Raw genomic sequence first — 24,843 nt, 5'->3', positions numbered from 1 at the left:
CACCGTGAGCTTCGAACCCCCGAGAGCATTTCACGTCGTTCTGGCGTCCATCCGGTCCGGCCCACTGATCTCATCCATCAGCATGCGCAGAGTGAGCGAGTGCTTTTCCGGAGGCAAGGCGTCGAGGGCGGCGCGGGCGACGCGCACGCCCTGAGTTCGGTCGCCTGCGCGGACGAGCATCAAGCCGCGATGCATGTCCAGATGGGTCGCGAAGCGCGGAAGTTCGGGCGGTAGCGCCGCGCTCGCGTCTTCCTGCGCCGCGAGGGCGATCTTCTCATTGCCTAGTCGGGCCGCCAGCAGAGACAGGAAGACATTCACCCGCCACCACGGCACTGCGTAGTCGGAGGTCTGCTCCTCCGAGTTTGAAGTGTCGAATTCTCGCCAAACGGAATCCCGGCTCCTTCGTAACCGAGCGCGATCGCCGCACGGCCGCGCACCCACACTCGGGTATTGGTGTCATCGGAGCGGTCAGCTGCCTCGGCCGCCATGCGATACCACGAGATCGCCTTGCGGCCATCGCTGCCCGGATAGGTCTTGGCGAACAGAGTCATCAATCGCGCCGCCACAGCCCACATGCGGGGAGAATCCAGCTGCTGTTGCAAGACGACCAGGTCGGCTGCCAATCGCTGTTGAATCTGTGCGGCACCCTGGCTCATATAGTCCGATCCGTATCGCGCCAACATGCCTTCCCACTCGTCCATGCCGGGACCAATGGAGTGCAACCGTGTGGAAAAGCCTTGCGCCAGCAGATCTGACGCGACGACTGGGGCGATGGATGTCGCAGCGAGATGGGACATGAATTCGCGACGGTTCACGTCGGTCTCCAGTAGTTCCTGCGGACAATCGAGCACCGCGGCCAGATGACGCAGCCAGAACGCCGACGGCTCCGTTCGGCCCGACTCCCAGTGCCGCGAAATATATTCGCGAGTCATGTTGTAACCCGACGACCTCGACAACTCACCCGCGAGCCTGCCCTGACTCCACCCCTTGGCAGCACGGAGCTGTTTGATCAGCCGCGCCGTGTCCGCTGACATCTCTCCAGCCTGCCACCACTACCGCCTTCTGCGCATCACCTCCGGGCTGAATGCCACCGGCTGTGCCACTGGCGCCACCTGCTCGCTGCACGGTCGCCGAGGTAGTGATGCCACCTCCAGTACCACTCGCCCTACCTCTTTCGCGGCATGGAACCTGAGAAAGAACGCCGTGCCCGAGTGGCAGCGCACGAACTTGCTAATCGCGCCGATGCGAACAATTGGAGGACCAATGTGTTTCGGACCCAGGCGGGCCGAACTCGCGGTACTGGATGTGCTCGTGCCAGGGGCGATGCTGACCGCCGATCAGATTGCGAGACAAGCCCGGCTGACCAGGTGCCGCACCCGGTGGGCTATAGCGCGGCTCGAGCGGCGCGCGTTGATCGTCAACGCGCACGATGGCACGCGCTGGTCAGCGACTCCACGGGGTCGATTCGCTGCGGGCACAGAACGCGGGGGCAAGGCAATGGCTCCGACTATTGCCAGTAGTGGTAGCCCGACCGCGACCAGCAGTCTGGCCGCGATTGTCGTTCGCCCGGTGGTCGACTATCGGGGGCCGTGGGTGAGGCGGCTGGGAATCACCTGTCCCGCAACCACTTCTCGATCCGGTCGATCGTGCTGTTCGGATCGGTGATCCACCCGTTGTGCCCGAGCGGCCGGGTCTCGTGCCAGGTGGTCACGTCGGCGTTGGGCAGTTTCTCCAGCAGGTGGCGGGCGGAGGAGGCAGGGGTGAGGTCGTCGCCGGTCATGGTGATGGACAGGACGGGGAGTTTCAGCCGGGCGATGCGTTCTTCGTAGTCGATGTCGGCGCCCACGGGGACGAAGCGGCCGGTGCGGGCCAGGCGGGCCCAGTCGGAGATCAGGACCTTGGATTGGCGGCCGAAGCCGTTGGGGCCGAAGCGGTCGCCGGGCCAGAAGCCGGCCAGGTTGGCGGTGAGGGAGACGGCGGCGGTGCCGACGAGCATGCCGGGGCCGGTGAGTCCGCGGTAGCCGCGGTAGTAGGGGGTGCCGGAGGCGATCAGGATGAGTCCGCCCAGGCGGCCGCGGATGCGGGCGGCGTACATGACGCCGAGCTGGCCGCCCATGCTGTGGCCCAGCAGGTAGGGGGTGCTGTCCGGGAAGCGGTCGCGTACCACCTCGAACATGGCGGGGAAGTCGACCGAGACCAGCTCGTGATAGCCGTAGGTGCTCGACGAATCCGGTTTGGGGGTGCTGTCGCCGTTACCGCGTAGCTCGGCGATGGCGAGGTCGAAACCGCGCTCGGACAGCAACCGGGCGAAGTAGCCGTAGTACTCGCCGGGGACGCCGAGGCCGGGCACGATCACCACGACCGGGCGCGGCACGTCCGGCGTCACCGGATGACGGTGGACGCCGGAGGCCGACAGCAACCGCACCGGGACGGTGCTGCCGTCGGGCATCTGGATCGGTACGGTTTCCACGCGCCAAGGCTACGCGGAGTGCCCGGCTTCGATCACGCTCCGACGGCACCCATGATGACCCGGCTGAGCACGCGGATCACGTCGTCGAGGGGGCGGCGCGGTTCCGAACCGCTCCATTCGTCGACGACATAGTTGACCGCGCCGATGATGGCGAGCATGCGCATCTCGTAGTCGCCGGGCGGGATCTCGCCGTGCATGGCGGCGTCCTCGGCCGCGCCCGCGAGCAACGAGCCCCACATGCGGCGCAGTTCCAGCCGCAGCTTCTCCACCTTGGGCCCGGCGCCGACCACCTCGACCAGTGCCACTCTGGCCTTGCGCGGATCGGTGCCGATGGATTCCACGTAGGCGCGCACGGCGGCGTCGATGCTCTCCACCGCGCTGGCCTCGGACCGCTCGGCCAGCGCCGCCTCGACCGCGGCGCGCGATTCCCGATGGATCTGCTCGTACAGCTCGATCAGCAAGGATTCGCGGCCGGTGAACTCCTCGTAGAACTGTCGAGACGACAGTCCCGCATCCTTGCAAATGGCGCCGACCGAACTGTTGGCGTATCCGTCGCGCGCGAAAACGGTCAGACCGGATTCCAGAAAACGCGCACGCCGTTGGCGCTGCCGGTCCTCTACGGGTTGCCCGGCATACATTCGTCCCGTATTCGCATCCTGTGACATTGGGGCAGACAATACCGAAGGGCCCGATCCCCTCGTCATGGATCGGGCCCTTCGCCGCAACTGACGGCCGACCGCGCGTCGGCCGGGTTGGCAAGTCTGCGTCGGCTCGTTATTCGCTCGTGGCGCCGGGGCAGGCGAGATGTTCGACACTCACCGGCCTTCCCCATCGCCGACGGCATGCGAGCGACTATCCGAGCACGTCGGATGGAACACCTGTCAAACACGAACTCCGATCTGGGATTACCTGGCCAGTGTCACTGGCTGTTTGCCGAATCGGACGATACCGAGAGCTACGGCGCCTGGGGCGATTTTGAAGGGAATTTCTAGAATTATTTAGAAGCCTTCGGCGCGGAAACCGGGGCGACGCTACCCGCTGACCTACCGTGGCCGAATGGGGACCGCGCTGCTCTACGGATTGGGCACGGCAGTGCCGCTGGTACTCGGTGCCGTTATCGGCCTGCGGTGGTCGCTGCCGAAGCCGGTGCTCGCCTCGCTGATGGCATTCGGTGCGGGCACCATGATCGCCGCGGTGACCAATGAACTCTTCGAACCCGCGTTCGTCGAAGCCGGCGCGTGGATCGCCGGTTTCGCGCTGTTCGCCGGCGCCACGGTCTATGTGGTCGCGAATCGGGTCATCGAGCAGCGACTCGGGCCCACCGCGATCGGCTGGGCGCTGATGCTCGGCACGGTGCTCGACGGCGTCCCGGAGAACACCGCGCTCGGGGTCTCGCTGGCCGGAGGTGGGGGCATCGTGCTGCTGGTCGCGGTGGCGGTGGGGAATGTGCCCGAGGCCATCGGCGGTTCGGCCCTGATGCGCGACCGGCACGGCTTCGCTCCTGGGCGCGCGCTGGCACTGTGGACCATCACCGGTGTCGTACTCGTGGCGGTGACCGTGCTGGGAAACCTGCTCTCCGACAACCTTTCCGGGACCCAGATCAGCACCGTGCAAGCGTTCGCGGGCGGCGCGACGATCGCGGTGCTCGCGGATTCGCTCATGCCCGAGGCGTATCGGGAAGGTGGGTGGTGGGTCGGGATCGCCACCGCGGCAGGGTTTCTCGTCGCGTTCGTCCTCGGTTAGCGCCACCTCGGCGCGCCGGATGGGCTGCTGTACCGACGACCACCCTGCGTTCATCCGTACCGAACTGCCCAGCTCATGCGGCCCTCGGCCCGCGGGTCAGTTCGGGATCGCGAGTAGGGCGGGAAGGTCCGCTTACCGACGACGGTGATGGTGGCGTTTCCCGCGCCTTCGAGGCCCGGCAGGTAGGTGCCGGTGTCGATAGCGTCACTGTAGACCCGGAATCGGCGCTGGCGGCGTGGGTGGATGCCGCTGGGCGAGGGCGAAAGTTGCGGGAGCAGAGGGTGTTCAACGGTTGACTCCGCCCGTGCCGCCGCATCCGAGCGGGCATCGCAGACGTCGAGCAGCGCTCGGTCGCCGACGAATCGCGGGGAACCTCAGTTGCGCTCCGGTGCCGTGGGCGCCTCGGCTCGGGTGGCATCGAAGAGATCGGCGCAGCGGGTCAGTAGATCGATCAGGGTCTGCCGCTCGTCCTCGGTGAATCCGGCGGCGACGGCCCGTTCCACGGCGATCGCGCGGGCGTCGGCATCACGCATGGCCTTCTCCCCGGCCTCGGTGAGCCGGGTTTCGAGCACGTTGCGGTGCCAGGCGTGCGGGGTGCGTTCGATCAGGCCGCGGTCGACGAGGTTGGTGAGCACGGTGTTCATCGTCGGCGGCGTCACCCCGCACAACCGGGCGAGAGCGGCCGCGGAGATGCCGGGGTTCTCGACCAGGCCCAGCAGCGCCGCGTACTGGGCCACGGTGACGCCCGCCGGTTTCAGTGCCGCGTTCTTGGCCGCGTTCAGGGCCTGCTCGGCGCGCTTGATGTAGGAGCCGATGCGTTCGGCGGCGGGCATGGGCGTCATACCAGGCATCGTATCCACGCTTCGACGAGTACGAGTCTTGACGAGTATTAGAGTTCTAATCTACATTCGTGCTCATTCGTTCGTGTGACTACACGTGCAAGGTCGAAAGGGGCTCGAATCATGCCGGAATATGCTCGTCGCCGCTGGTCATCCGGGGGCATCGCGGCGACGGCCGTGCTCGCGCTCGCCGGTTGCGGCGGTACGGCTGACTCGGCGGGACCGGCGCCGCGGATCGAGACGGCGTTCGAACTGCCCGGAGACCGGGTCTATCCGGAAGGCATCGCGGCCGATGCGCGCACCGGCGACATCTACGTCGGCTCCTTCGCCGACGGCACGGTCTACCGGGCGGTGCCAGGCGCTGCCCGGGCCGAGGTGTTCCTGCCCGGTGGAACAGATGGGCGTAAGACCGCGAACGGTTTGCGGGTGGACCGAGACGGCCGGCTCTGGGTGCTGGACTCGACGGCCGGTGTCGCCGTGTACGACATCGCCTCGCGCGGGCTACTGGCCCGCTTCGACGTCGCGGGTACCGGGGAGCGATTCGTCAACGACATCGTGATCACCGCCGACGGCGCCGCTTACATCACCGACAGCAAAACCGCGGTGATCTACCGGATCACGCCCGACGACCTGATCCGTGCGATCACCCAGGGCGGACGCGGTGAGCTCGCGCCCGCCGTCGATCTGAAGCCCGCCCTCGAACCGCACGGCCCGGAGGCCTACACCCTCAACGGCATCACCGCCGACGCCGCAGGCAGCTATCTGCTCGTCGTCGATTCGACCGGCGGCGATCTCTACCGCGTTGAACTCGGCGATGGCGCGAGCGGGACGATCGGCAAGGTCGCTCTGCACGGCGGCGATATGTCGATGGGCGACGGGCTCGAACTGGACGGGGCGAACCTGCGGGTGGGCCAGAACATGAAGAACACCCTGGCCCGCTGGACCCTCACCGCAGATGGGACCAGCGCAACCCGCGAGGCCGTACTGACCGATGTAACCCTCGCGGTCCCGACGACATTGGTGCACATCGACGACCGAACCCTTGTCGTATCCTCCCAATTCGACAAGGGCGGCCCGCTCGGCGCCGGCACGCCTGTTACCCCGTTCCGCATCCTCTCGGTCACCGGAATCTGAACTGTCACCAGCAGGCACCGATGCCACCCGGTCGGGCGCGTCGGGTGGATCCGTGACTCCGGCGGTCCGTTCCAGTGGACGAGGTCTGTGGGTGGTGGCCGACAGGCCTCCGGCGGCTAGCTCTTCTCCACCAGCATCTGCGTGAAGAATTCGTAGATCAACGCCGCCTGGAACGCCGACTGCTTGTTGTCGGCGGCGCCGCCGTGCCCGCCCTCGATGTTCTCGTGGTACCAGACTTTGTGCCCGAGTTGCTCCAGCAGCGCCGCCATCTTGCGGGCGTGGCCGGGGTGGACGCGGTCGTCGCGGGTGGAGGTGGTGAGCAGGATGGGCGGGTACTGCTTGTCGGCGCGGACGTTCTGGTAGGGGGAGTACTTGCTGATGTACTCCCATTCCTCGGGGTTGTCCGGGTCGCCGTATTCGGCCATCCACGAGGCGCCGGCCAGCAGGCGGTGGTAGCGCTTCATATCCAGGAGCGGCACCTGGCAGACGATGCCGCCGAACAACTCGGGGTAGCGGGTGAGCATGACGCCCATCAGCAGGCCGCCGTTGGAGCCGCCGACGGCGCCGAGCTGCTCGGGTGTGGTGATGCCACGGTCCACCAGGTCCCGCGCGATGGAGGAGAAGTCCTCGTAGACCTTGTGCCGGTTGGCTTTCTGCACCGAGGTATGCCATTCGGGGCCGTATTCACCGCCGCCACGGATATTCGTCATCACCCAGGTGCCGCCGCGTTCGAGCCAGCCCATGCCGGAGGCGCCGCTGTAGGCGGGGGTGCGCGAGACCTCGAAGCCGCCGTAGCCGGACATCACCGTCGGCCGCGGCGAGCCCTTGTGGTCGCGGTGCCGGATGACGAAGTACGGCACCATGGTTCCGTCGTCGGAGCGGGCGAAGAACTGCTCGGTCTCGATGCCGTCGGTGTCGAAGAAGCCGGGTTCCTGCTTGAGCCGGGCGGTTTCGCCGCCGACGGAACCGGCCAGCAGTGTGGCCGGGGTGGTGAATCCGCTGGTGGTGAGCATGAAATCGTCGCCGCCCTCGAGCGGGTCGAGGTTCAGCACACCGGTGGTCGACATCGGCGGTGTGTCGGCGAGGGGTTCGCGGCGCCAGCCGTCCTCGCCGGGAGTGAGGACGTACAACTTGGTCTGCACATCCTCGAGGGTGACCAGCAGCAGATGATTCTCGGTCCAGCCGTAGCCGTGCAACGCGGTGTGCGCGTCGGGTTCGAAGAGGACTTCGAAATCACGTCCACCGGCAAGGAAATCGTCGAAGTTCGTGACGAGCAGCGCGCCGGCCGGATAGGTCGTCGACCCGATCTCCCACGGCGACTTCAACCGCACCAGCAGCCAATCCTTGTACCAGGACTCGCTGGCATCCAGCGGCGTCTCCAGCTGACGCCAGGTGCCGTCCTGCTCGAGCAGGTACACCTCTTCGTTGAAGAAGTCGATGGCGCGGCCGATGTAGTGGCGCTCGTAGCCGGGCGTGCGGTCGAAGCCGGCCGACACCGCCACATCACCGGCCTCGCCCTCGAATACCGTCTCCGCCTCCGGGAGCGGGGTGCCGCGACGCCAGCGTTTGGCGATACGCGGGTACCCGGAGTCGGTGAGCGCGCCCGGCCCGAAATCGGTGCCGACATACACCGTGTCGATATCGATCCAGCTGATCTGCGATTTCGCCTCGGGCAGGAAGAACCCGCCGTCCTCCGGCGCGATGAACTTCCTGGTCTCCAGGTCGAATTCGCGCACCACCTTGGCATCTGCCCCGCCCCGCGAGAGCGAGATCAGCGCACGACTCTGCGACGGACGCAGCACGCCCGCACCGCCCCACACCCAGTTCTCGTCCTCGTCGGCGGCCACGGCGTCGAGGTCGATCAGCACGTCCCAGTCCGGGTCGTCGGTGGCGTACTCGTCGAAGGTGGTGCGCCGCCACAGTCCGCGCGGGTGCTCGGCGTCGCGCCAGTAGTTGTACAGCCACTGCCCGCGACGGCCCGGGTAGGCGATCTTGGTGTCGGTGTCGAGCATGTCCAGGATGCGGCGCTGCAACTCGGTGAACCGGTCGGAGGAGGCGAAGCGCTCGACCACGACCTCGTTGTGGGCACGCGCGAAATCCAGGGCGGCCTCGCCGGTCACCTCTTCGAGCCAGAGATACGGATCAGTCACTTCCTCGTCAACGCCGCTCATCCCCACATTGTTGCCCAGCGGTGACGACCACCACGCGGCTACCCGGCGCAGGTCTCGCCGAGACATAGGATGAGCTGCTCGGATGCTGAACTATCCAGGAGGTTGCCGTGCCGCCGTTTCTGTGGGAGCAGCACAGCTGCCTGCCGCTACTACCGACCGCCGACATCACCGAGCTGGCGCGCTACCCGCTGGGGTCGTACCTGTCGGTGAACGTCGGCTATTCGCCACAGTCGAGTGCCGACACTCTCGCGTTGCTGCACAAGTTCCGCGCCGACGCCCGCGCCGACGGACGATTCCGACTGGTCACCGCGGTCTCCGAGATCGGCGACCCGGACACCATCGGGCTCGCCTTCGACCTGGAGGACGCGGGCCCGCTCGACGGCGACCTGGACAACGTCGCCCGCTTCCGCGATCTCGGCGTCCGCTCGCTGCTGCCCACCTACAACCACGCCAACGCCGCGGGCTGCGGCTGCCTCGATGCCGAGGACACCGGGCTCACCGGCTACGGCCGCGACCTGGTGCGTGCGCTGAACGAGGCCGGGGTGTTCGTCGACGGCGCGCACTGCTCCCGCCGCACCGGCCTCGACCTGGCCGAACTCTCCGAAGCCCCGATGATCTACAGCCACGCCAACTTCGACGCGGTGTGGGAGCATCCGCGCAATATCACCGATGAGCAGGCCAGGGCTTGCGCCGATACCGGCGGTGTCATCGGCATCAACGGCGTCGGCATCTTCCTCGGCCGCAACGACCCCGACGAACGGGCCCAGCGCGTCAGCGCGGTGGCCGACCACATCGAATACGGCGCGGAACTGGTCGGTATCGACCACATCGGCATCGGCTCCGACTACTCCTTCGACGCCGAAGACTTCAACCACGAGATCCGCACCAACCCGGGCGCCTTCTCCGACGCGTACACCAAGTGGGGCCCCTTGCAGTGGACCCCGCCCGAAGACCTGCTCGGTCTTTCCGAGGTGCCCGGGCTGGACGACGTGCTCGCCGAGCGCGGCTTCAGCGCCGCCGACCGGGCCGCGGTGTTCGGCGGGAACTTCCGTCGGGCCGCCGGGCAGGTCTGGCGGGAGTGACCGGCGCGGTCGGGGCGTACCGCCGAGCATCGCGGACCAGGGCAACGGCTTCGAGAATGGGATGTGCCGGCCACATGCGCACGGCCTCGGCCGAGTGAAGCGAGCCGACAGCCGGCCGCGTAGCCGCCACCGGGCCATAGTCCCGGCCGGGCAGCGCAAGGCAGCGAGGGCAGGCACCGCTGAACCCGGTCAGCTCCTGACGATGTCCACTTCCAGCAACGGCAGCTCGCGCCCAGGTATCGAGCCGGACTCGGTACCTCCGACTCTGATGGCGCCCATTGCGCGGTAGAACGACTCTGCGTTGGGATCCGACTCGATGACCAGCCGATGGAACCCAGCACTGCGAGCCGTCTCGACCGCATGTCGGAACAGTTGCGCGCCGATCCCCTTGCCGATGGCCTCCGGCACGACGAAGAGCATCCCCAGATCACCAGTCGGCGCAGGACCCTCAACGGTAACGAATCCCACGACCGCACCGTTCAGCTCGGCGACGGCAGTACGTCGGTCCACGACGTCGGAGGGAGAGAGGGTCAGCTCACGCCGAAACGAGTCGAGGAGCTGCTCGCTGTAGCCCCAGAAACCCTTGGACCGTAGAGCAAGGTCGCTGAGCAGTGCCGCTTCCTCGGGGCGGCCGGGCCTGATCACGATAGCCATGTCATCAGTCTGCCGATTACCTCGAGTGCAGCGGCACTCCGGTAGGGCCGACTCCCGAGAACACCGTGCGATCCCCCGGCCACCCATTCGCAGGACTGGTCAACCGCGATCGAGCACACGGCCGCGGATTCAGCAGGTAGGCGGCCACCGTCCCGCACTGCTCGGGCCAGCGCTCGAGTGCGGATCGGCGGCTCATGCCGGCCCCCGCCGACTCTCGCACGGCAGTAGTACGGACCACGAACCAGAAGATTGGCGCTGTCACAGCTGCGGAGAAAGCGCGGCTGTCGAAATCCAGGAGGAGGCGCGCAGAATCTATGGCGCCAACCGCCATCTGTCCCGCCAGGTCCTGCGGACAGTGGCGAGCAGCATCGCCACCGTGGCGTAAACCAGCACGTTGACCAGCGCCCCGACGGGCTCGATCCACCGGACGTCGGTGGACTCCGTTTTCCGGTGCCGCACGAAGCCATACGGATAGCCGCGATCCCACACGTCTATGTATGGACAGCAACCGAGCGTGTAGTGCTCGTATCCAAGGGCCAGCAGGGCGGCGACGATGCCGATTCCCAGGAACAGCATGAAGGCACGCCAAGACCAACGCGCGCAGCGCAAGAGCACGAGGGTGCCCATCGCGAAGACGGCGAGCGTCACCAGGGATCGTTGATAGATGTGCTCCGCGCTCTCACGCCATCCGACGTCGGAGTAGATGCCGAGTGCGGAGGCCCAGAGCACGAAGGCCGCTGGCGCGGACATCCAGATCGCTGCGAGGTACCACCAAGGTTTGCCGCCTCGGTCCAGTAGCCGCCCGACCGGCTGAAAGCTGTTCTCCACAACCCTATTCATACCTACCGACTCCGCCGCACACCGAGAGTCCCAGAGCTGAGCGGGTCATCGACCGAGGGGTCGTCGAACCAACTCTTTGGGGCCGCCCCCGACAGCGTCCTGGACGCCCTCGAGCTCACCCTGCGCATCGACGCGGCCGCCAACGGCGCACCGACACCCCATGACCCGTGACAGCCAATGTTCCTCTTTGCCAGAGGACCTTGCTCGAGTTGCTCGTTCTGCCACTACGGTTTGCTCTCGTTCTGATCGTTCGGGCCCGAAACGCCGACTCTCCGTCAGAACGGATTTATGGGCGGGCCGATGAGTTTGCGGGTGCTTCGCCGGTCTACCTGTTGACACCACCTGACTCGAAGGGATCACCACGATGGCAAAGGTCGTCTCTACTCTGTTCATCTCGGTCGACGGCGTGGCCGAGATCGACCCCGCTTGGCACTTCCCGTACTTCGACGAGAATATGGGCCGCGCGGTCGGCGAGGACTATGACACCGCTGACGTGCTGCTGATCGGCCGTGAAACCTACGACAGCTTCGCCGGAGCGTGGCCCGCCCGCGAGGCGGCGGGTGGGGACGACGCACCGTTCGCCAAACAACTCGGGGATGTGCGCAAGGTTGTGGTCTCGCGCCGGCCGCTGGAGTTCTCTTGGCGCAACTCCGAGCTGATCAAGGGCGATCTCCTCGATGCCGTCACCTCGCTCAAAGCCGATCCCGGCATCGCAGGCATCCTCATCCCCGGTTCGATCTCCGTGGTGCAGCAGCTGCTCGCCGCGGGGCTGGTCGATGAGCTGCGCCTCCTGGTGCACCCAGTGGCGGCGCGTAAGGGCCGCAAGCTGTTCGACGACGGCGACGCGCCGTACCACCTGAGGATGACGGCGACGGAGGCGTTTCCGACGGGGGTGATCCGCGTGATCTACTCGCCGACCGAGGCACCCGCCGAGGTCGGCTACGACGAAGTCAAGGACCGGGCACCCGGCCGGGAATAGCCGCATTCTCCGGGAAGATCGCCGCAACGACACCACACCCACACGCGGATCCTCTCCCCACCACCACCGCGAATCATCCCCGTGACCACTGCCGCCGTGTCGTCTCCCGACACCTCTACGCGGCTCTGGTTCAACAGGCCGTCACGATTGCCCGTCGATGCCCGGTCGTGGTCGACGCACCGGAACTGCCGTCACCCCAGGCGGACGAGCATCTTGCCGGTATTGGCGCCGGAAAGGACGCCGAGGAAAGCGGCGGGAGCCTGGTCCAGACCCTCGTACACGGTTTCCTCGGTGCGCAGGGTGCCGTCGGCGAGCCAGGCGGCGGCCTTGGTGATGTACTCGGGGAAAATCGAGAAGTAGCTGTTCACCAGCATGCCACGGAGGGTGATTTCCCTGGTGGCGGCCAGGAACAGGTCCGGTCCCCGCTGGGCGGAGTCGCCGTTGTAGCCGCTGATCGCGCCGACCAGGGCGACGCGGCCGTGCGGGCGCATGGCTTCGACGGCCACGCGCAGGTGTTCGCCGCCGACGCTGTCGAGGTAGACATCGATGCCATCGGGCGCGGTCTGGGCCAGCTGGCCGGCGAGGTCGCCCGCGCGGTAGTCGATGGCGGCGTCGAAGCCGAATTCCGTTGTCAGCAAACCTGTTTGACCGCGCCTCCGGCGGAGCCGATCACCCGGCTCGCACCGAGTTTCCGCGCGATCTGTCCGGCCACGCTGCCGACAGCGCCCGCCGCCGCGGAGATGAACACCGTGTCGCCAGGGTGGACCGGGGCCACGTCGGTCAGCGCCGCGTAGGCGGTGAGGCCGGCGGTGCCGAGGGCGCCGAGGTAGTGGTGCGGTTCGGCGAGTGACGGGTCGATGACGGTGGCCATGTCGCCGCCGATCACCGCGTGCTCACGCCAGCCCGCGAAATGGGTGACGGTGGCGCCGACCGGGATACCGGTGGCCCGCGACGCGATCACCTCACCCAGCGCGGAGCCCTCCAGCGCCGCGCCCACCTGGAAGGGCGCGATGTAGGAGGGTTTGTCGTCCATCCGGCCGCGCATGTAGGGGTCGACCGACATCCAGGTATTGCGGACGAGGATCTGGCCGTCGGCGAGATCGGGGATCGGGGCTGTGGCGAGGTCGAAGTTCTCGGCGGTCGGCGCTCCCGAAGGGCGTGTGGCCAAACGGATCTCGCGGGTCGTCGTGGGGGTCGCCAGGTCGGCCGTGGACTGGGCGGGCTGCTGTTCGATGTGGATCTGCACGGTTCTGCCTCTCTCGCTTCGCGGACTGTTCGTCCGGATACGACGAAGCTATGGCGGTTGCGGGACGCATCCCAGGTCCGCGCGTGCCACGAACCGGTCCTGCCGCGCCAGGGTGCCGAAAGCCTGGCCTCAGCGGCGCCGCACGGCCCCGGGCGATTCCCCGCTCCAGCGCCGAAACGCCTTGCGCAGTGCGCGATCGTCAGCGAATCCGAGGCGAGCTGCGACGCCGGCGGTGGTCGATCCGGCGCTCAACAGTTCTTCGGCGCGGCGGTAGCGCGCCTGGTCGAGTTCCTGGCTCCAGGTCGAGCCGTTCTCGGCGAGCCGTCGTTGCAGGCTGCGCGGGCTCATCGCCATCCTGGCGGCGACCTCTGTGAGCGTGGGTCTGCCGGCGTCGATGGCGGCCGCGAGGGCGGTGCGGAATTCGTCCAGCGGTCCGGCGATCGGTCGCGCGGAGGCGAGGACCAGCTCGGCGTGGCTGCGTAACAGGGCGGCGAGCGCGGGGTCGGCGCGGGCCAGCGGGGCGGCGGCGTCGGCTTCGGTGAAGGTGATGGTGTCGGCGGGGGCGTCGAAATCGATCCGGGCGGTGCCGAAGGCTTCGGTGAGCGGCCGGTGCTCGCGCGGGGCCGGATGGCTGAAGGTGATGCGGGCCGGGGCGACATTGCGGCCCAGCCCTTCCCGGGCCCGCCTCAGGTAGTAGCCGAGCACGTACTCGTTCACCACCGCCGCCACCGCCGGATCGCCGGCACCGGTGCGGTAGCCGACGGTCAGCTCGCCCGCAGTGTGCAGATCGAAGCCTTCGGTCGCGGCGGTGACGAGCTGGTGATACGGCTGCGCGGCGGTGAGCGAATCGGCGAGGGTCGCACCCGTGGTGACCAGATAGTCCCAGGTGCTGAGCCGGCCCAGCGGCGCGTCCTCGACCACCGCGAGCCCGGCGCCCGCCCCGGTAGCAGCGAGCAGCTCCCACAGTCGCATCAGCGAGCGCATCGGCACGCGGTCGGGTTCGCCGCGCAGGGCGTCATCGGAGACGCCGCGGATCGCCGCGATCCGCTCGGGAGCCACGCCTGCCCGCAGCGCGGTGTCGCGGACGAGGCGGATCAGCTGGGTGGAGGCGGTTCCGGTCAATGCGCCGGCAGGTGCCGTGCCCCGGTGCCCGCCGGCATCGAATCGCCCGATAACCACGGGGTCCACCGTAACCGTCGCGCGGCGGCGCGAATTTCTACTCGCGAGTAGCCCGTGAGTCCCCACCATTGCGGGGGATAGGCGAGTGAACTTCCAGCAACAGCGTTAGGCTCGGTGCCGTGACTTCCCACTACGATGTCGTCGTTCTCGGCGCTGGTCCCGGCGGTTACGTCGCCGCGATTCGTGCCGCTCAACTCGGCCTGCGAACAGCGATTGTCGAGCAGAAATACTGGGGTGGCGTGTGCCTGAACGTCGGCTGCATCCCATCCAAGGCGCTGCTGCGCAACGCGGAGCTGGCTCATATCTTCACCAAGGAAGCGAAGACCTTCGGTATCACCGGTGAGGCGTCCTTCGACTTCGGCGCTGCGTTCGACCGCAGCCGCAAGGTCGCCGACGGCCGGGTCAAGGGCGTCCACTTCCTGATGAAGAAGAACAAGATCACCGAATACGACGGTCTCGGTACCTTCACCGACCCGAACACCCTCTCGGTGGCGTTGAGCAACGGCGGCACCGATACCGTCACCTTCGACAACGTGATCATCGCGACGGGCACGGTCACCAAGCTGCTGCCCGGCACCTCGCTGAGCGCCAACGTCGTCACCTACGAGGAGCAGATCCTCACCCGCGACCTGCCCGGATCCATCCTGATCGTCGGCGCGGGCGCCATCGGCATGGAGTTCGCCTACGTGCTGAAGAACTACGGCGTCGACGTGCGCATCGTCGAGTTCCTCGACCGCGCGCTGCCCAACGAGGACGCCGACGTCTCCAAGGAGATCACCAAGGCGTACAAGAAGCTCGGCATCACCATCACCACCGGTGCGGCCGTGCAGTCCATCGACGACGACGGCTCCAAGGTCACCGTCAGCATCAAGGACAACAAGTCCGGCTCGGTGGAGACCGTCACCGTCGACAAGGTGCTACAGGCCGTCGGCTTCGCGCCCCGGGTGGAGGGCTACGGCCTGGAGAACACCGGCGTCGCGCTCACCGATCGCGGCGCCATCGCCATCGACGACCACATGCGCACCAACGTGCCGCACATCTACGCCATCGGCGACGTCACCGCCAAGCTCCAGCTGGCGCATGTCGCGGAGGCGCAGGGCGTGGTCGCGGCCGAGACCATCGGCGGCGCCGAGACCATGACCCTCGGCGACTACCGGATGATGCCGCGCGCCACCTTCTGCCAGCCGCAGGTAGCCAGCTTCGGCCTCACCGAACAGCAGGCCCGCGACGAAGGCTACGACGTGAAGGTCGCGACCTTCCCGTTCACCGCCAACGGCAAGGCGCACGGCCTCGGCGACCCCACCGGTTTCGTCAAGCTCATCTCCGACACCACCCACGGTGAACTGCTCGGCGGCCACCTCATCGGCCCCGACGTCTCCGAACTGCTGCCGGAGCTGACCCTGGCCCAGAAGTGGGACCTCACGGTCAACGAACTCGCCCGCAACGTGCACACCCACCCGACGTTGAGCGAGGCCCTGCAGGAAGCCATCCACGGCCTCGCGGGGCACATGATCAACTTCTGATCGCGAACCGATCGATGTCCGCCGACCCGGCGCCGGTGCCACCGCCCCGCGCCGGGTCGCGCGCGCGTGTGTGGTCGTTGCTTGCTGCCGTCCTCGTACTGGTGGTGGCGGTCGCACTCATCGATACGACGTTCTCGCACTCCGAGATCCGGCAGACCGAGGCATCGCCGGCGAGTGTGCGCTATCCGGACGGCGTGACGTATTACCTCGGTGTAGTGCAGCGCGAGAGCGGGTTGCTGCATCGAAGACGACCTGATGAGATCCGAGTGAGCCGCGATCCGGGCCTGGTGTATTCGCACGGGGTGGGGCTGAGTATTACCGGCAGCCCTGATCTGGTGTTGCGCTCGGTGCAGTGGTGGCCGGAGGGTGTGCTGGCCCGGTTCGAATCCGGCCATGAGCTTTTCGTGCCCGCGCAGTCCTTCCTCGTCGGGCGGTAGCGACAGATACGTTCGGCAGCGGATACCGCGCGTGTTCGTTAGCCTGCCTGCATGGCTGATGCGGCGGAACGGGACCGGATAGCACTGGTTCTCGGCGGGGGTGGGCCCGTGGGAATCAGCTGGCCGGTCGGGCTGGGGATCGGATTGCGGGAGGCCGGGATCGACCTGGGCCAGGCGGATCGGTTCGTCGGGACCTCCGCCGGTGCCGTGGTCGGGTCGGTAGCCGATCGCGAGCGCCAGGCCGCGGAGGTAGCCGCGCAGTTGAAAGAGGTTTGGCCGAACCGATGACTGGCCGACGATGAAGCGCCGGGCTCTGGTCGGCGCGGCGGTGATATTGGTAGTGGTCGTCGTACTGGCCGTCGGCGGCTACTACCTGATGAATTCGCGGACCTTCCAGTTCGCGGGCCGGATCGTCGACCGCGTCGACACCGACGACAAGGTGGTCGCGTTGACGCTGGACGACGGGCCGACCACGAAAGCTGCCGAGGTGCTGAAGGTGCTCGCCGACGCCGAAGTGCCCGCGACCTTCTATCTCAACGGCCGTGATCTCGCCTTGCATCCGGAGTTCGGTGCGGCGATCGCGGCGGCCGGCCACGAGATCGGCAACCACACCTACACCCACCGCCGCATGGTGTTCGTGACCCCCGGCACCGTCGCCGACGAGGTGGGCCGCACCGACGCCGCGATCCGCACGACCGGGTACCAGGGTCCGATCACCTTCCGCCCGCCCTACGGCAAGAAACTGTGGACGCTGCCGAAATATCTGTCCGACCACGACACGACCACGGTGATGTGGGATGTGGAGCCCGACTCCGATCCGTCGGCGAGTGCCGAGCAGATCGTTGCGCAGACCGTGCGTGAGGTGCGGCCCGGCTCGATCATCCTGCTGCACGTGATGTTCGGGAACAGGACGAACTCGCTGGCCGCGATACCCGGCATCGTCGCTGCGCTGAAGGCCGACGGATATCGGTTCGTGCGGGTCTCGGAACTGCTGCGGGAATAGGCGCGCACCGTGCCCGCCCCGGAGCCCGGTGCGGGAACACACCGCGCCCATCCCAGGCGCGGGTAGGCTCGGCGGCGGCCCGCGTGCCCGATCGCCGATCGGGTGCGCAGATCTGGTGAAAGAGGCGAACGCAGATGGTTTCGACGTCGCAACCACGTGTGTCCCCGGGGCGATTGCGTCAGCTGGGGCCGGTCAACTGGGTGGTCTGGCAGGTGCTCTCGCGGGCCGCGGGTACCGCCGACGCGCATTTGTTCAGCACCCTCGGCCGCACCGGCGGATTGTTCCGCGGCTGGCTGCACTACTCCGGCAAACTCATGCCCGGCGGCAAGCTGACCAGGCACGAGTCCGAACTCGTCATCCTGCGGGTCGCGCATCTGCGCTCCTGCGACTACGAGATGGACCATCACATCGAGCTCGGCAAGCGCGCGGGCGTCACCCCGGAGATCCTGGACGGGGTACGCACCGGCCCGGACGCCCCCGGTTGGTCCGACAAACACCGCGCCCTGCTCACGGCCGTCGACCAACTGGTCACTACCCGCGATATCGACGACGCAGCGTGGGAACAGCTGGCGACCTACTACGACGACCGCCACCTCATCGAAATCGTCCTGCTGACAAACCAATACGAGGGCCTGGCGGCCACGATCACCGCGCTGCGCATCCAGCGCGACGAGATGAAGCACTAGCGCCGTCCGCCCGCGAGGCACCCGGCCGCAGGTTGGCACGGGGGGTGTCGTCGGCGGCATTGTGCCGCAAGCATTGTCGATCAGTCGCCGTTGCCGCTGATCAATCTGTCCAATCCGTCGAGTACCCGCGCGAGCCCGAACTCGTAGGCGTGGTCGGCGCTGTAGGCGGCGTCGTGGGCCGAGCCGGCGGCGGCGCCGACTCGGGTGGCCAGCGGGTATTGCTCTGGGGAGATGAGGGATTCGAGCAGGGGGGCGGCGCGTTCCCACCATTGGCTGTCGGAGATCGAGCTGTCGGCGGCGGCGCGGGCGGTGTCGTTTGCGATGCGGGCGACGGAGGTGACGAAGCCGAGTAGGTAGGTCAGGGCGGCATCCATCTGGACGTCGTCGAGGCCGAGGCCGTCGAAAGCACGCAGTTCGTGGTCGTATTTGGCGGTTTGGCCGGGGCCGAGCGGCGGGCGGGTGGTCGGGATGTAGGCCACCCATGGGTGCTCGGTCAGCATCGCGCGGTTCTCCGCGGCGACGATCGCGACCCGTTCGCGCCACGGGAGGTCGGCGAGGTCGGCGCGTGGCATCGCGAGGTAGACGGCATCGAGCATGAGGTCGATCAGTTCGGCCTTGCCGGGGACGTAGGTGTAGGTCGCCATCGGGGTGAGCCCGAGGTGGGCGGCGACCGCGCGCATGGTCACGGCGGCGATTCCGTCGGCGTCGGCGATCTCGATGGCCGCGGAGACCACGTCGTCGACACTGCTGCGCTGTTTCGGCCCGCGCCCGGACGGTATCGGCGCCCGCCACAGCAGCTCCAGGGTTCGCACGGGATCTCCCGCGCCGCCGCGTTCCTTCGGTGTTGCCATCCCACCTCCATTTAGTGATTCACATCACAATGCGTCTGATCGGAAATTTCTCTACAAAGTATAACGTACTTAGTAGAGAGAAAGCGATAAGAAGGAGCCCCGTATGCGCATCACCGAATCCGCCATCTCGCTCAATGTCGCCGACCCGCAGGCCTCGGCGAAGTTCGTCACCGATCATCTGGGGTTCACCGAGAAGATGTCCGCCGATGGGTTCGTCTCGCTTGCCCGGGAGGACGCGGGCATGAACCTCATCTACCTGCGCACCGGCCTGAAGAGCTTCAAGCCGGCCGGCGCCGCCGGGAGCGCGGGCGATGGTCTGCTCGTCGTCTTCGTCGTCGACGACATCGACACCGAATACGCGCGCCTGCGATCCGAAGGCGTTCCGATCGTCACCCCGATCGAAACCGAGGAGTGGGGCGAACGCTACTTCCAGATGTCCGACCCCAACGGCATTCTCTACCAACTGGTCCAGTGGGTGTGACGGATCAGTGGGACCCCATGGCCGTGGCGAACTGCGAGAACACCACGCGCTGAGGTGGTCGTCGCCGTTGGGGTGGAATTCGCCCGGATGGGGCGTCATGATCTAGCGGAGTAGCTCGGGCGGCGGCCTGTGGATGGGCCGCCGCCGGGTGCGAGGCTGGATCGGGACGCACGTCAGGGGTAGTGCACGATGCTGGTGAAGATCGAGTCGGGCGCGGAACTGTCCGCGGCCGAGCGGGAATTCGTCGAATGCCTGCGTAAGCTCCCGACCACCGGCGTGGCCCTCATCGATCTACAGGTGGGTCCCGACAGCGGGAAACGGCAGGTCGACGCCGTCGTGTGGACGCCGCGCGGGGTCACCGTGCTCGAGGCACGCGGTTTCCGGCGCAGGCAGAGCGGGATTCTCGAGGCAGGCGGTGGGCGTTGGACCATCAGCTCCCAGCCGGCCGACCTCGAACAACCGGAGGGCGTCAACCTGTCCGATCAACTCGAGCACGCGGTGCACGAGGTGAAGACGGCGCTGGAACGTTCGTTGCAAGATCCCGGCCATCTCTGCGGCGCCGTGGTGCTGCTGCCGTGGCGCGGGGCAGTGGTCCGGCCCGCGCGCACCACTCTGCGCCCCGGCGTGGACGTGGTGGTCGCCAATGCCGCCGACACCACCGAATTCCGCATCTACCTGGAGAATTTCGCCGCAGGCCCGCGTGTCTGGACCGCCGATCGGGTGCTGGCCGCAGCCTCGGCACTCATCCGAGACTCCGGCAGCGACGTTCTGCTGAGTCGCGAGGAACTGCTCGCCGAAGGTTTCGACACGGCCGCCCCCAAACCGAAACCGCTCCCCGCCCGCCCCGCGCCGAGACGCGAACCGACACCGGAGAACAGCGGCAGGCAGACCGCCGCCGCATGGGTGGTGCTCACCGTTGGCGTGCTCGGCACACTCGTGGTGCTCGGCGTGATCGTGCGGGCCGTACTCACCGATGGACCCGAAGTCGAACCGACCGCCACCACGACCACCGGCGCCACCGCGACGCCGCAGAGCCGGGCGACGGCACCGGCGGTGCCTGCTGGTGGTATCGCATCACCGCGAGCGCAAGTGGAGTGCTGGCCGTTTCAGCCCGGATGCTGACCACAGCGCGGACCGGTAGCACGTCGCCGTTACCGCGAGGGACACAGGCGGTCCGAGCTACCTGCCCAACGCGCACTCGCTGCGCCACTCCGCCCGCCGCGCACCGACCTGCCCTGCCGAGTCTGAAGGCGAACGCCGCCCATCAATCCCGGACGACCTGCGCCAGCCTCGTCAGATGCAGCGCCGCCTTCGCGCGCGCGATCACATGCGAACGTGACGAATCGATATGCGTGGTCAGCGTTTCCAGCGCGGCCGCGCGCTCGCCCGCCAGGAGCTGTTCGGCGATGGTGATGTGCTCGGCCGTCATGGTGGCGATGCGGTCGGGGGTGGGCATGTCCATGGTCCGCACCGGCCGCACCCGTACCTGCACCGAGGCGAGGGCATCGGCGAGCGCGGCATTGCCAGCAGAACGCAGCAGCACGATATGGAACTGGTCGTCGGCGGCGATGAGCGCCGGTCCGGGTTCGGGCGGGTGTTCGGACAGGTGACGCCAGTGCTCGAGTTCGGCGCGGACCATAGCGAGGTCGTGCGTCGGCTCACCGAGCGCGCGCTGGATTCCCCTGGATTCGAGCACATTACGCAACTCGTAGAGCTGGTCGAGCTCGTCGAGGCGCGGCCGGAACGGGTACAGCCCGTCCGCGCGGCGCTCCACCAGCCCGTCGGCGAGTAGCCGGGCGAGCGCCTCGCGGACGGGAGTGCGGGACACCCCGTAGCTGTCGGCGAGCCGTTCCTCGCCCAGCCGCTCGGTCGAGGCCAGTGCGCCCGCCGCCAGATCGCGCCGCACCGCCTCGTACACCTGCGCACTCAGCGGGATCCGCCCCCGTCGCGTCACGGCGGCTCAGATCGCCATCGCCGAACGGACCACGGACTCCGCGCCCGCACCGCCCTCGCCGGAGGAGCTGATCCGGCCGGATTCCAGCACGTAATAGCGCTGGGCCGCCTGCAAGGCGAAGCCGATGTGCTGTTCGACCAGCAGCACACTCAATCCGCCGCGCCGGGTGAGGTCGATGATGGTGCGTTCGATCTCCGCCACGACCGACGGCTGGATGCCCTCGGTCGGCTCATCCAGGATGAGCAGTTTCGGTTCGGTGATCAGCGCCCTCGCGATGGCCAGCTGCTGACGTTGCCCGCCCGACAGCAGTCCCGCCTTGCGGGTGAGCAGTTCGCGCAGCGCGGGAAACAGGTCGAGCGATTCGTCGATCAGCGCCTTACCGCGCTTGCGGCCGTCGGCCACCACCTGAAGATTTTCCGCTGTGGTCAGCTGTGGAAAACTCTGCTGCCCCTGCGGGACATAGGCGATTCCACGGCGCACCCGACGTGAGGGCGACAGGGTCGTGATCACCTCACCATTGAACGTGATGGTGCCGGATTTGCTGGTCAGCAGGCCGACGGCGGTGCGGAGCAGGGTGGTCTTGCCCGCGCCGTTGTGGCCCATGATGGCGACGACGCTGTCGTCGGGGACGGTCAGCGTGACGCCGTGGATCACTTCGGTGCGGCCGTAACCGGAATGGATGTCAGCCAATTCGAGCATCGGCGCTCTCCTCATCGTTCGATTCGGCGGCGGAGGTGCCGAGGTAGACCTGCTGCACCTTCGGATCGGCCTGTACCTGTTCGACGGTGCCTTCGCTCAGCACCCGGCCGCCGGCGAGCACCGTCACCGAGGTGGCGAAGGCGCGCATGAAGTCCATGTCGTGCTCGACGACAATCACGACGCGTTCACCGCCGATGCGCCGCAACAGGTTTCCGGTCTCCTCGCGTTCCTCGGCGCTCATGCCCGCGACCGGCTCGTCCAGCAGCAGCACCGACGCGTTCTGCACCAGCAGCATGCCGATCTCGAGCCACTGCTTCTGGCCGTGTGCGAGCACACCGGCGGGCTGGTCGCGCAGGGCGTCGAGACCGGTGATCTCCAAGGCTTCCTCGATGCTCGGCAGCACGGCCTTGCGCCTGCGCAGCAGGGTGAGCGCGGAGCGGCCCGCGCCCGCGGCGATATCGAGGTTTTGCAGAACGCTCAGCTGCTCGAAGACGCTCGCCGTCTGGAAGGTGCGCCCGACGCCGAGCCGCGCGATCTGATGCACCTTCTTGCCCAGCAGCTCCACCCCGGACTTCTGCGCCGATCCGGTGGCCGGAGTGAGGCCGGTGATCGCGTCGATCAGGGTGGTCTTGCCCGCGCCGTTGGGGCCGATGAGGAAACGCAGATCGCCCTGCAACACCGTCAGGTCGACGTCGGCGACGGCCTGGAAACCGTCGAAACTCACCGACAGGCCGCGGACTTCGAGGTACTCGCTGGACATGCCTGCATTGCCGCCGAGCTTGGATTCGTGATCGATCATCGGGTTGGCACCTTCTCCTCGGTCCGCACCGGCAACGGGTCGGCGGGCGGCGGCGCGGGCGGCGCGCTGTCGCCTGGTTTCGGTCTGCGTTCGGCGAGGACGCGGCGCAGGGTCGGCCACAGCCCGGCGAGCCCGGCGGGCACGAACCCGACCACCACGATGAACAGCACGCCTTGCAGGTAGGTCCAGCCGGACGGGAATTGCTCCGACAACGCCGTCTGCGCCCACGCCACCCCGATCGCGCCGAGCACCGGGCCGAGCAAGGTGGTGCGGCCGCCGATGGCGACGCCGATCAGGAAGGCGATCGACGGCACCACGCCGATATCGGCGGGAGAGATGATGCCGACGATCGGGGTGAACAACGCGCCGGCGATCCCGGCGAAGAACGCCGCCACCACATACGCGACGATCTTGACGTTGGCCGGGTCGTATCCGAGGAACCGCACCCGCTCTTCCTGATCGCGCACCGCGACCAGCAGCTCCCCGTACCGGCTGTGCATGAGCTGACGCACCACCGCGACCACCGCGAGCAGGGTGCCCGCCGCGATGAAGAACAGCATCTGCCGGTTCACCGGATCGGTGAGCTTGAAACCGAAGAAGGCCCGGAAATCCGAGAGCCCGGTGAATCCGCCGATGGTCTGCTGGCCGGTCAGCAAAATGGCCAGCGCCGCCGCCAGCGCCTGACTCAGAATCGCGAAGTAGGCGCCCTTGACCCGGCGCTTGAACACGCCGTAACCGAGGGCAGCGGCGACCAGGGCGGGCAGTACGAGAATGGCGATGATCGCCACCGGCGCCGACGCGAACGGCTGCCAATACGCCGGAAGCTCCCGGATCCCGGAGATCTCCATGAAATCCGGCACTTCGTTGCCGAGCCGCGCGGCATCGGCCATCTGCAGATGCATGGCCATGATGTAGGCGCCGAGACCGAAGAACACGCCCTGCCCGAGGGTGAGCATTCCGCCACGCCCCCAAGCCAATCCGATGCCTGCGGCGACGATGGCGAAGCACAGGAATTTCGCGAGCAGGTTCAACCGGAAATCGCTGAGCAATGCCGGCGCCACTGCGAACAACAAGATCGCGGCCAGAGCGAAACCACCCCAGGCCCGTACCGAGGAATTCGCGAACCAGCGCGGTGCGGTCATGCCAGGCTCCTTGTCCGTACCGTGAACAGGCCCTGCGGCCGGACCTGCAAGAAGATCACGATGATCACGAAGACGATCACCTTGGCGATCGAGGCGGTCGTCGAATACTCGATGAAGGAATTGAGCAGCCCGAGCGCGAACGCGGCGATCACCGTCCCCTTGATCTGGCCGAGCCCACCGATCACCACCACCAGGAACGCATCGATCAGATAGCTCTGGCCGATGGTGGGGCTGGTCGAACCGATCAACGTCAGCGCCACACCCGCGACCCCGGCGAGACCGGAACCGATGAAGAAGGTACTGATATCGGTGAAACGCGAGGACACACCGCTCGTTTCGGCGAGATCGCGGTTCTGCACCACCGCACGGATCCGCCTGCCAAGCGGCGTGGTCTTCAAGACGATCGCCAGTGCTGTCACCGCGACCACCGCGAGCACCAGAATGAAGATCCTGGTCTTGGGTACCACGGCATCCAGAATCGTGACACCACCGCTCAACCATTCCGGGACCAGCACATTCTTGGCCGACGCCCCGAAGATATCGCGGGCGAGCTGCTGCAACACCAGGCCGACACCGAAGGTGACCAGCAGTGTGTCCAGCGGGCGGTGATACATCCAGCGGATCAGCCCCATCTCCAGCGCCGCCCCCAACGCGCCGCCGACCAGGAACCCGACCAGCAGCGACATCAGCAGCGATACCCCGGCCGACGACACCACCTGCTGGACAACGTAGGTGGTGTAACAGCCGGCCATGATGAACTCGCCGTGCGCCATATTGATCACGCCCATCTGACCGAAGGTCAGCGCGAGGCCGAGCGCGGCGAGCAACAGGATCGACCCGAGGCTCAACCCCGTGAAGAGCTGGCCTACCAAGACTTCCATCGAAACTCCTGTGTTGAATCGGCGGCGCCTGCGGCACCGCGTGTTCGCGG

General features: G+C 67.4%; 25 protein-coding genes and 1 pseudogene. 10 read left to right on the top strand and 16 right to left on the bottom strand.

Annotation, left to right across the window (positions count from 1 at the left end):
* Positions 1-30: 30 nt before the first annotated feature.
* The 4 genes from RJ05_RS32005 to RJ05_RS23725 form a co-directional block, all read right to left on the bottom strand.
* Positions 31-318, bottom strand: coding sequence for a hypothetical protein (locus tag RJ05_RS32005; protein WP_211357633.1), 288 nt, complete (start codon positions 316-318; stop codon positions 31-33).
* Entirely contained in the window at positions 315-1,034 is a 720-nt protein-coding gene (locus RJ05_RS23735; protein ID WP_211357634.1) for a helix-turn-helix transcriptional regulator, read from the bottom strand. The genes RJ05_RS32005 and RJ05_RS23735 overlap by 4 nt, the downstream gene beginning before the upstream one ends.
* 575 nt (positions 1,035-1,609) lie before the next feature.
* On the bottom strand, positions 1,610-2,470 hold the full coding sequence (locus tag RJ05_RS23730; protein WP_036540741.1) for an alpha/beta hydrolase family protein: 861 nt from the start codon (positions 2,468-2,470) through the stop codon (positions 1,610-1,612).
* A 32-nt stretch (positions 2,471-2,502) separates the two neighbouring features.
* The gene (locus RJ05_RS23725; RefSeq protein ID WP_228783132.1) at positions 2,503-3,135 is read right to left on the bottom strand and encodes a TetR/AcrR family transcriptional regulator; all 633 of its coding nucleotides are present in this window, start codon (positions 3,133-3,135) and stop codon (positions 2,503-2,505) included.
* Between the two features lie 391 nt (positions 3,136-3,526).
* On the opposite strand from RJ05_RS23725, the gene RJ05_RS23720 reads away from it, so the two are divergent.
* A complete protein-coding gene (locus RJ05_RS23720; protein WP_036540736.1) occupies positions 3,527-4,213 on the top strand; it encodes a ZIP family metal transporter in 687 nt (228 codons plus the stop codon).
* A gap of 374 nt (positions 4,214-4,587) precedes the next feature.
* On the opposite strand, the gene RJ05_RS23715 is transcribed toward RJ05_RS23720, so the two are convergent.
* Positions 4,588-5,055 carry a MarR family winged helix-turn-helix transcriptional regulator gene (locus RJ05_RS23715; protein ID WP_228783131.1) on the bottom strand — a complete coding sequence of 156 codons (468 nt, stop codon included), beginning with the start codon at positions 5,053-5,055 and terminating at the stop codon, positions 4,588-4,590.
* 120 nt (positions 5,056-5,175) lie between these two features.
* On the opposite strand from RJ05_RS23715, the gene RJ05_RS23710 reads away from it, so the two are divergent.
* Positions 5,176-6,186, top strand: a complete 1,011-nt coding sequence (locus RJ05_RS23710; RefSeq protein WP_051016846.1) for an SMP-30/gluconolactonase/LRE family protein — start codon at positions 5,176-5,178, stop codon at positions 6,184-6,186.
* A gap of 116 nt (positions 6,187-6,302) precedes the next feature.
* Here RJ05_RS23710 and RJ05_RS23705 read toward each other — a convergent pair whose 3' ends face one another.
* A complete protein-coding gene (locus RJ05_RS23705; RefSeq protein ID WP_036540731.1) occupies positions 6,303-8,357 on the bottom strand; it encodes a prolyl oligopeptidase family serine peptidase in 2,055 nt (684 codons plus the stop codon).
* A gap of 107 nt (positions 8,358-8,464) precedes the next feature.
* On the opposite strand from RJ05_RS23705, the gene RJ05_RS23700 reads away from it, so the two are divergent.
* Positions 8,465-9,439, top strand: a complete 975-nt coding sequence (locus RJ05_RS23700; protein WP_036540729.1) for a dipeptidase — start codon at positions 8,465-8,467, stop codon at positions 9,437-9,439.
* A 189-nt stretch (positions 9,440-9,628) separates the two neighbouring features.
* On the opposite strand, the gene RJ05_RS23695 is transcribed toward RJ05_RS23700, so the two are convergent.
* Positions 9,629-10,093, bottom strand: coding sequence for a GNAT family N-acetyltransferase (locus RJ05_RS23695; RefSeq protein WP_169332973.1), 465 nt, complete (start codon positions 10,091-10,093; stop codon positions 9,629-9,631).
* 312 nt (positions 10,094-10,405) lie between these two features.
* Positions 10,406-10,921, bottom strand: coding sequence for a hypothetical protein (locus tag RJ05_RS23690; RefSeq protein WP_036540726.1), 516 nt, complete (start codon positions 10,919-10,921; stop codon positions 10,406-10,408).
* A 376-nt stretch (positions 10,922-11,297) separates the two neighbouring features.
* Here RJ05_RS23690 and RJ05_RS23685 point away from each other — a divergent pair, with 376 nt between their 5' ends.
* Positions 11,298-11,912, top strand: coding sequence for a dihydrofolate reductase family protein (locus tag RJ05_RS23685; RefSeq protein WP_036540723.1), 615 nt, complete (start codon positions 11,298-11,300; stop codon positions 11,910-11,912).
* A 191-nt stretch (positions 11,913-12,103) separates the two neighbouring features.
* On the opposite strand, the pseudogene RJ05_RS23680 reads toward RJ05_RS23685, so the two are convergent.
* Together RJ05_RS23680 and RJ05_RS23675 are read right to left on the bottom strand one after the other, a co-directional pair.
* Positions 12,104-13,113: pseudogene (locus tag RJ05_RS23680) on the bottom strand (NADP-dependent oxidoreductase).
* A 174-nt stretch (positions 13,114-13,287) separates the two neighbouring features.
* The gene (locus RJ05_RS23675) at positions 13,288-14,337 is read right to left on the bottom strand and encodes a helix-turn-helix domain-containing protein (protein WP_249040535.1); all 1,050 of its coding nucleotides are present in this window, start codon (positions 14,335-14,337) and stop codon (positions 13,288-13,290) included.
* A gap of 119 nt (positions 14,338-14,456) precedes the next feature.
* Between RJ05_RS23675 and lpdA the strand changes: the two genes are divergently transcribed.
* The 4 genes from lpdA (at position 14,457) to RJ05_RS23650 (ending at position 17,986) form a co-directional block, all read left to right on the top strand.
* Positions 14,457-15,860 carry a dihydrolipoyl dehydrogenase gene (lpdA, locus tag RJ05_RS23670; RefSeq protein WP_036540722.1) on the top strand — a complete coding sequence of 468 codons (1,404 nt, stop codon included), beginning with the start codon at positions 14,457-14,459 and terminating at the stop codon, positions 15,858-15,860.
* 14 nt (positions 15,861-15,874) lie between these two features.
* Entirely contained in the window at positions 15,875-16,297 is a 423-nt protein-coding gene (locus tag RJ05_RS23665) for a hypothetical protein (protein WP_036540720.1), read from the top strand.
* A gap of 298 nt (positions 16,298-16,595) precedes the next feature.
* Positions 16,596-17,300: a polysaccharide deacetylase family protein gene (locus RJ05_RS23655; RefSeq protein ID WP_036540716.1), complete on the top strand. Its 705-nt coding sequence runs from the start codon at positions 16,596-16,598 to the stop codon at positions 17,298-17,300.
* A 134-nt stretch (positions 17,301-17,434) separates the two neighbouring features.
* The gene (locus RJ05_RS23650) at positions 17,435-17,986 is read left to right on the top strand and encodes a carboxymuconolactone decarboxylase family protein (protein WP_036540714.1); all 552 of its coding nucleotides are present in this window, start codon (positions 17,435-17,437) and stop codon (positions 17,984-17,986) included.
* Positions 17,987-18,066: 80 nt separating this feature from the next.
* Here RJ05_RS23650 and RJ05_RS23645 read toward each other — a convergent pair whose 3' ends face one another.
* A complete protein-coding gene (locus tag RJ05_RS23645) occupies positions 18,067-18,837 on the bottom strand; it encodes a TetR/AcrR family transcriptional regulator (RefSeq protein ID WP_036540712.1) in 771 nt (256 codons plus the stop codon).
* A gap of 103 nt (positions 18,838-18,940) precedes the next feature.
* On the opposite strand from RJ05_RS23645, the gene RJ05_RS23640 reads away from it, so the two are divergent.
* The gene (locus RJ05_RS23640; protein WP_036540710.1) at positions 18,941-19,318 is read left to right on the top strand and encodes a VOC family protein; all 378 of its coding nucleotides are present in this window, start codon (positions 18,941-18,943) and stop codon (positions 19,316-19,318) included.
* A 189-nt stretch (positions 19,319-19,507) separates the two neighbouring features.
* Entirely contained in the window at positions 19,508-20,440 is a 933-nt protein-coding gene (locus RJ05_RS23635) for a nuclease-related domain-containing protein (protein ID WP_081597496.1), read from the top strand.
* A 142-nt stretch (positions 20,441-20,582) separates the two neighbouring features.
* On the opposite strand, the gene RJ05_RS23630 is transcribed toward RJ05_RS23635, so the two are convergent.
* Genes RJ05_RS23630 through urtB form a run of 5 tightly spaced genes read right to left on the bottom strand, consistent with a single transcriptional unit; the run spans position 20,583 to position 24,793 of the window.
* On the bottom strand, positions 20,583-21,272 hold the full coding sequence (locus tag RJ05_RS23630) for a GntR family transcriptional regulator (protein WP_051016845.1): 690 nt from the start codon (positions 21,270-21,272) through the stop codon (positions 20,583-20,585).
* A 6-nt stretch (positions 21,273-21,278) separates the two neighbouring features.
* Entirely contained in the window at positions 21,279-21,971 is a 693-nt protein-coding gene (gene urtE, locus RJ05_RS23625) for an urea ABC transporter ATP-binding subunit UrtE (protein WP_036540708.1), read from the bottom strand.
* Positions 21,955-22,770 (bottom strand): urea ABC transporter ATP-binding protein UrtD, encoded by an 816-nt coding sequence (gene urtD / locus RJ05_RS23620; protein WP_036540706.1) that lies wholly within the window; start codon positions 22,768-22,770, stop codon positions 21,955-21,957. Before urtD ends, urtE begins: the two co-directional genes overlap by 17 nt.
* Positions 22,767-23,912 carry an urea ABC transporter permease subunit UrtC gene (urtC, locus tag RJ05_RS23615; RefSeq protein WP_036540704.1) on the bottom strand — a complete coding sequence of 382 codons (1,146 nt, stop codon included), beginning with the start codon at positions 23,910-23,912 and terminating at the stop codon, positions 22,767-22,769. Before urtC ends, urtD begins: the two co-directional genes overlap by 4 nt.
* Positions 23,909-24,793: an urea ABC transporter permease subunit UrtB gene (gene urtB / locus RJ05_RS23610; protein WP_036540701.1), complete on the bottom strand. Its 885-nt coding sequence runs from the start codon at positions 24,791-24,793 to the stop codon at positions 23,909-23,911. Before urtB ends, urtC begins: the two co-directional genes overlap by 4 nt.
* Positions 24,794-24,843 lie beyond the last annotated feature (50 nt).

It is taken from the genome of Nocardia cyriacigeorgica NBRC 100375 (genome assembly GCF_000308555.1).
Classification (GTDB): domain Bacteria; phylum Actinomycetota; class Actinomycetes; order Mycobacteriales; family Mycobacteriaceae; genus Nocardia; species Nocardia cyriacigeorgica.
Note: the sequence above shows the minus strand (reverse complement) of the source record. Positions and strands in the feature narration are given on the sequence as shown.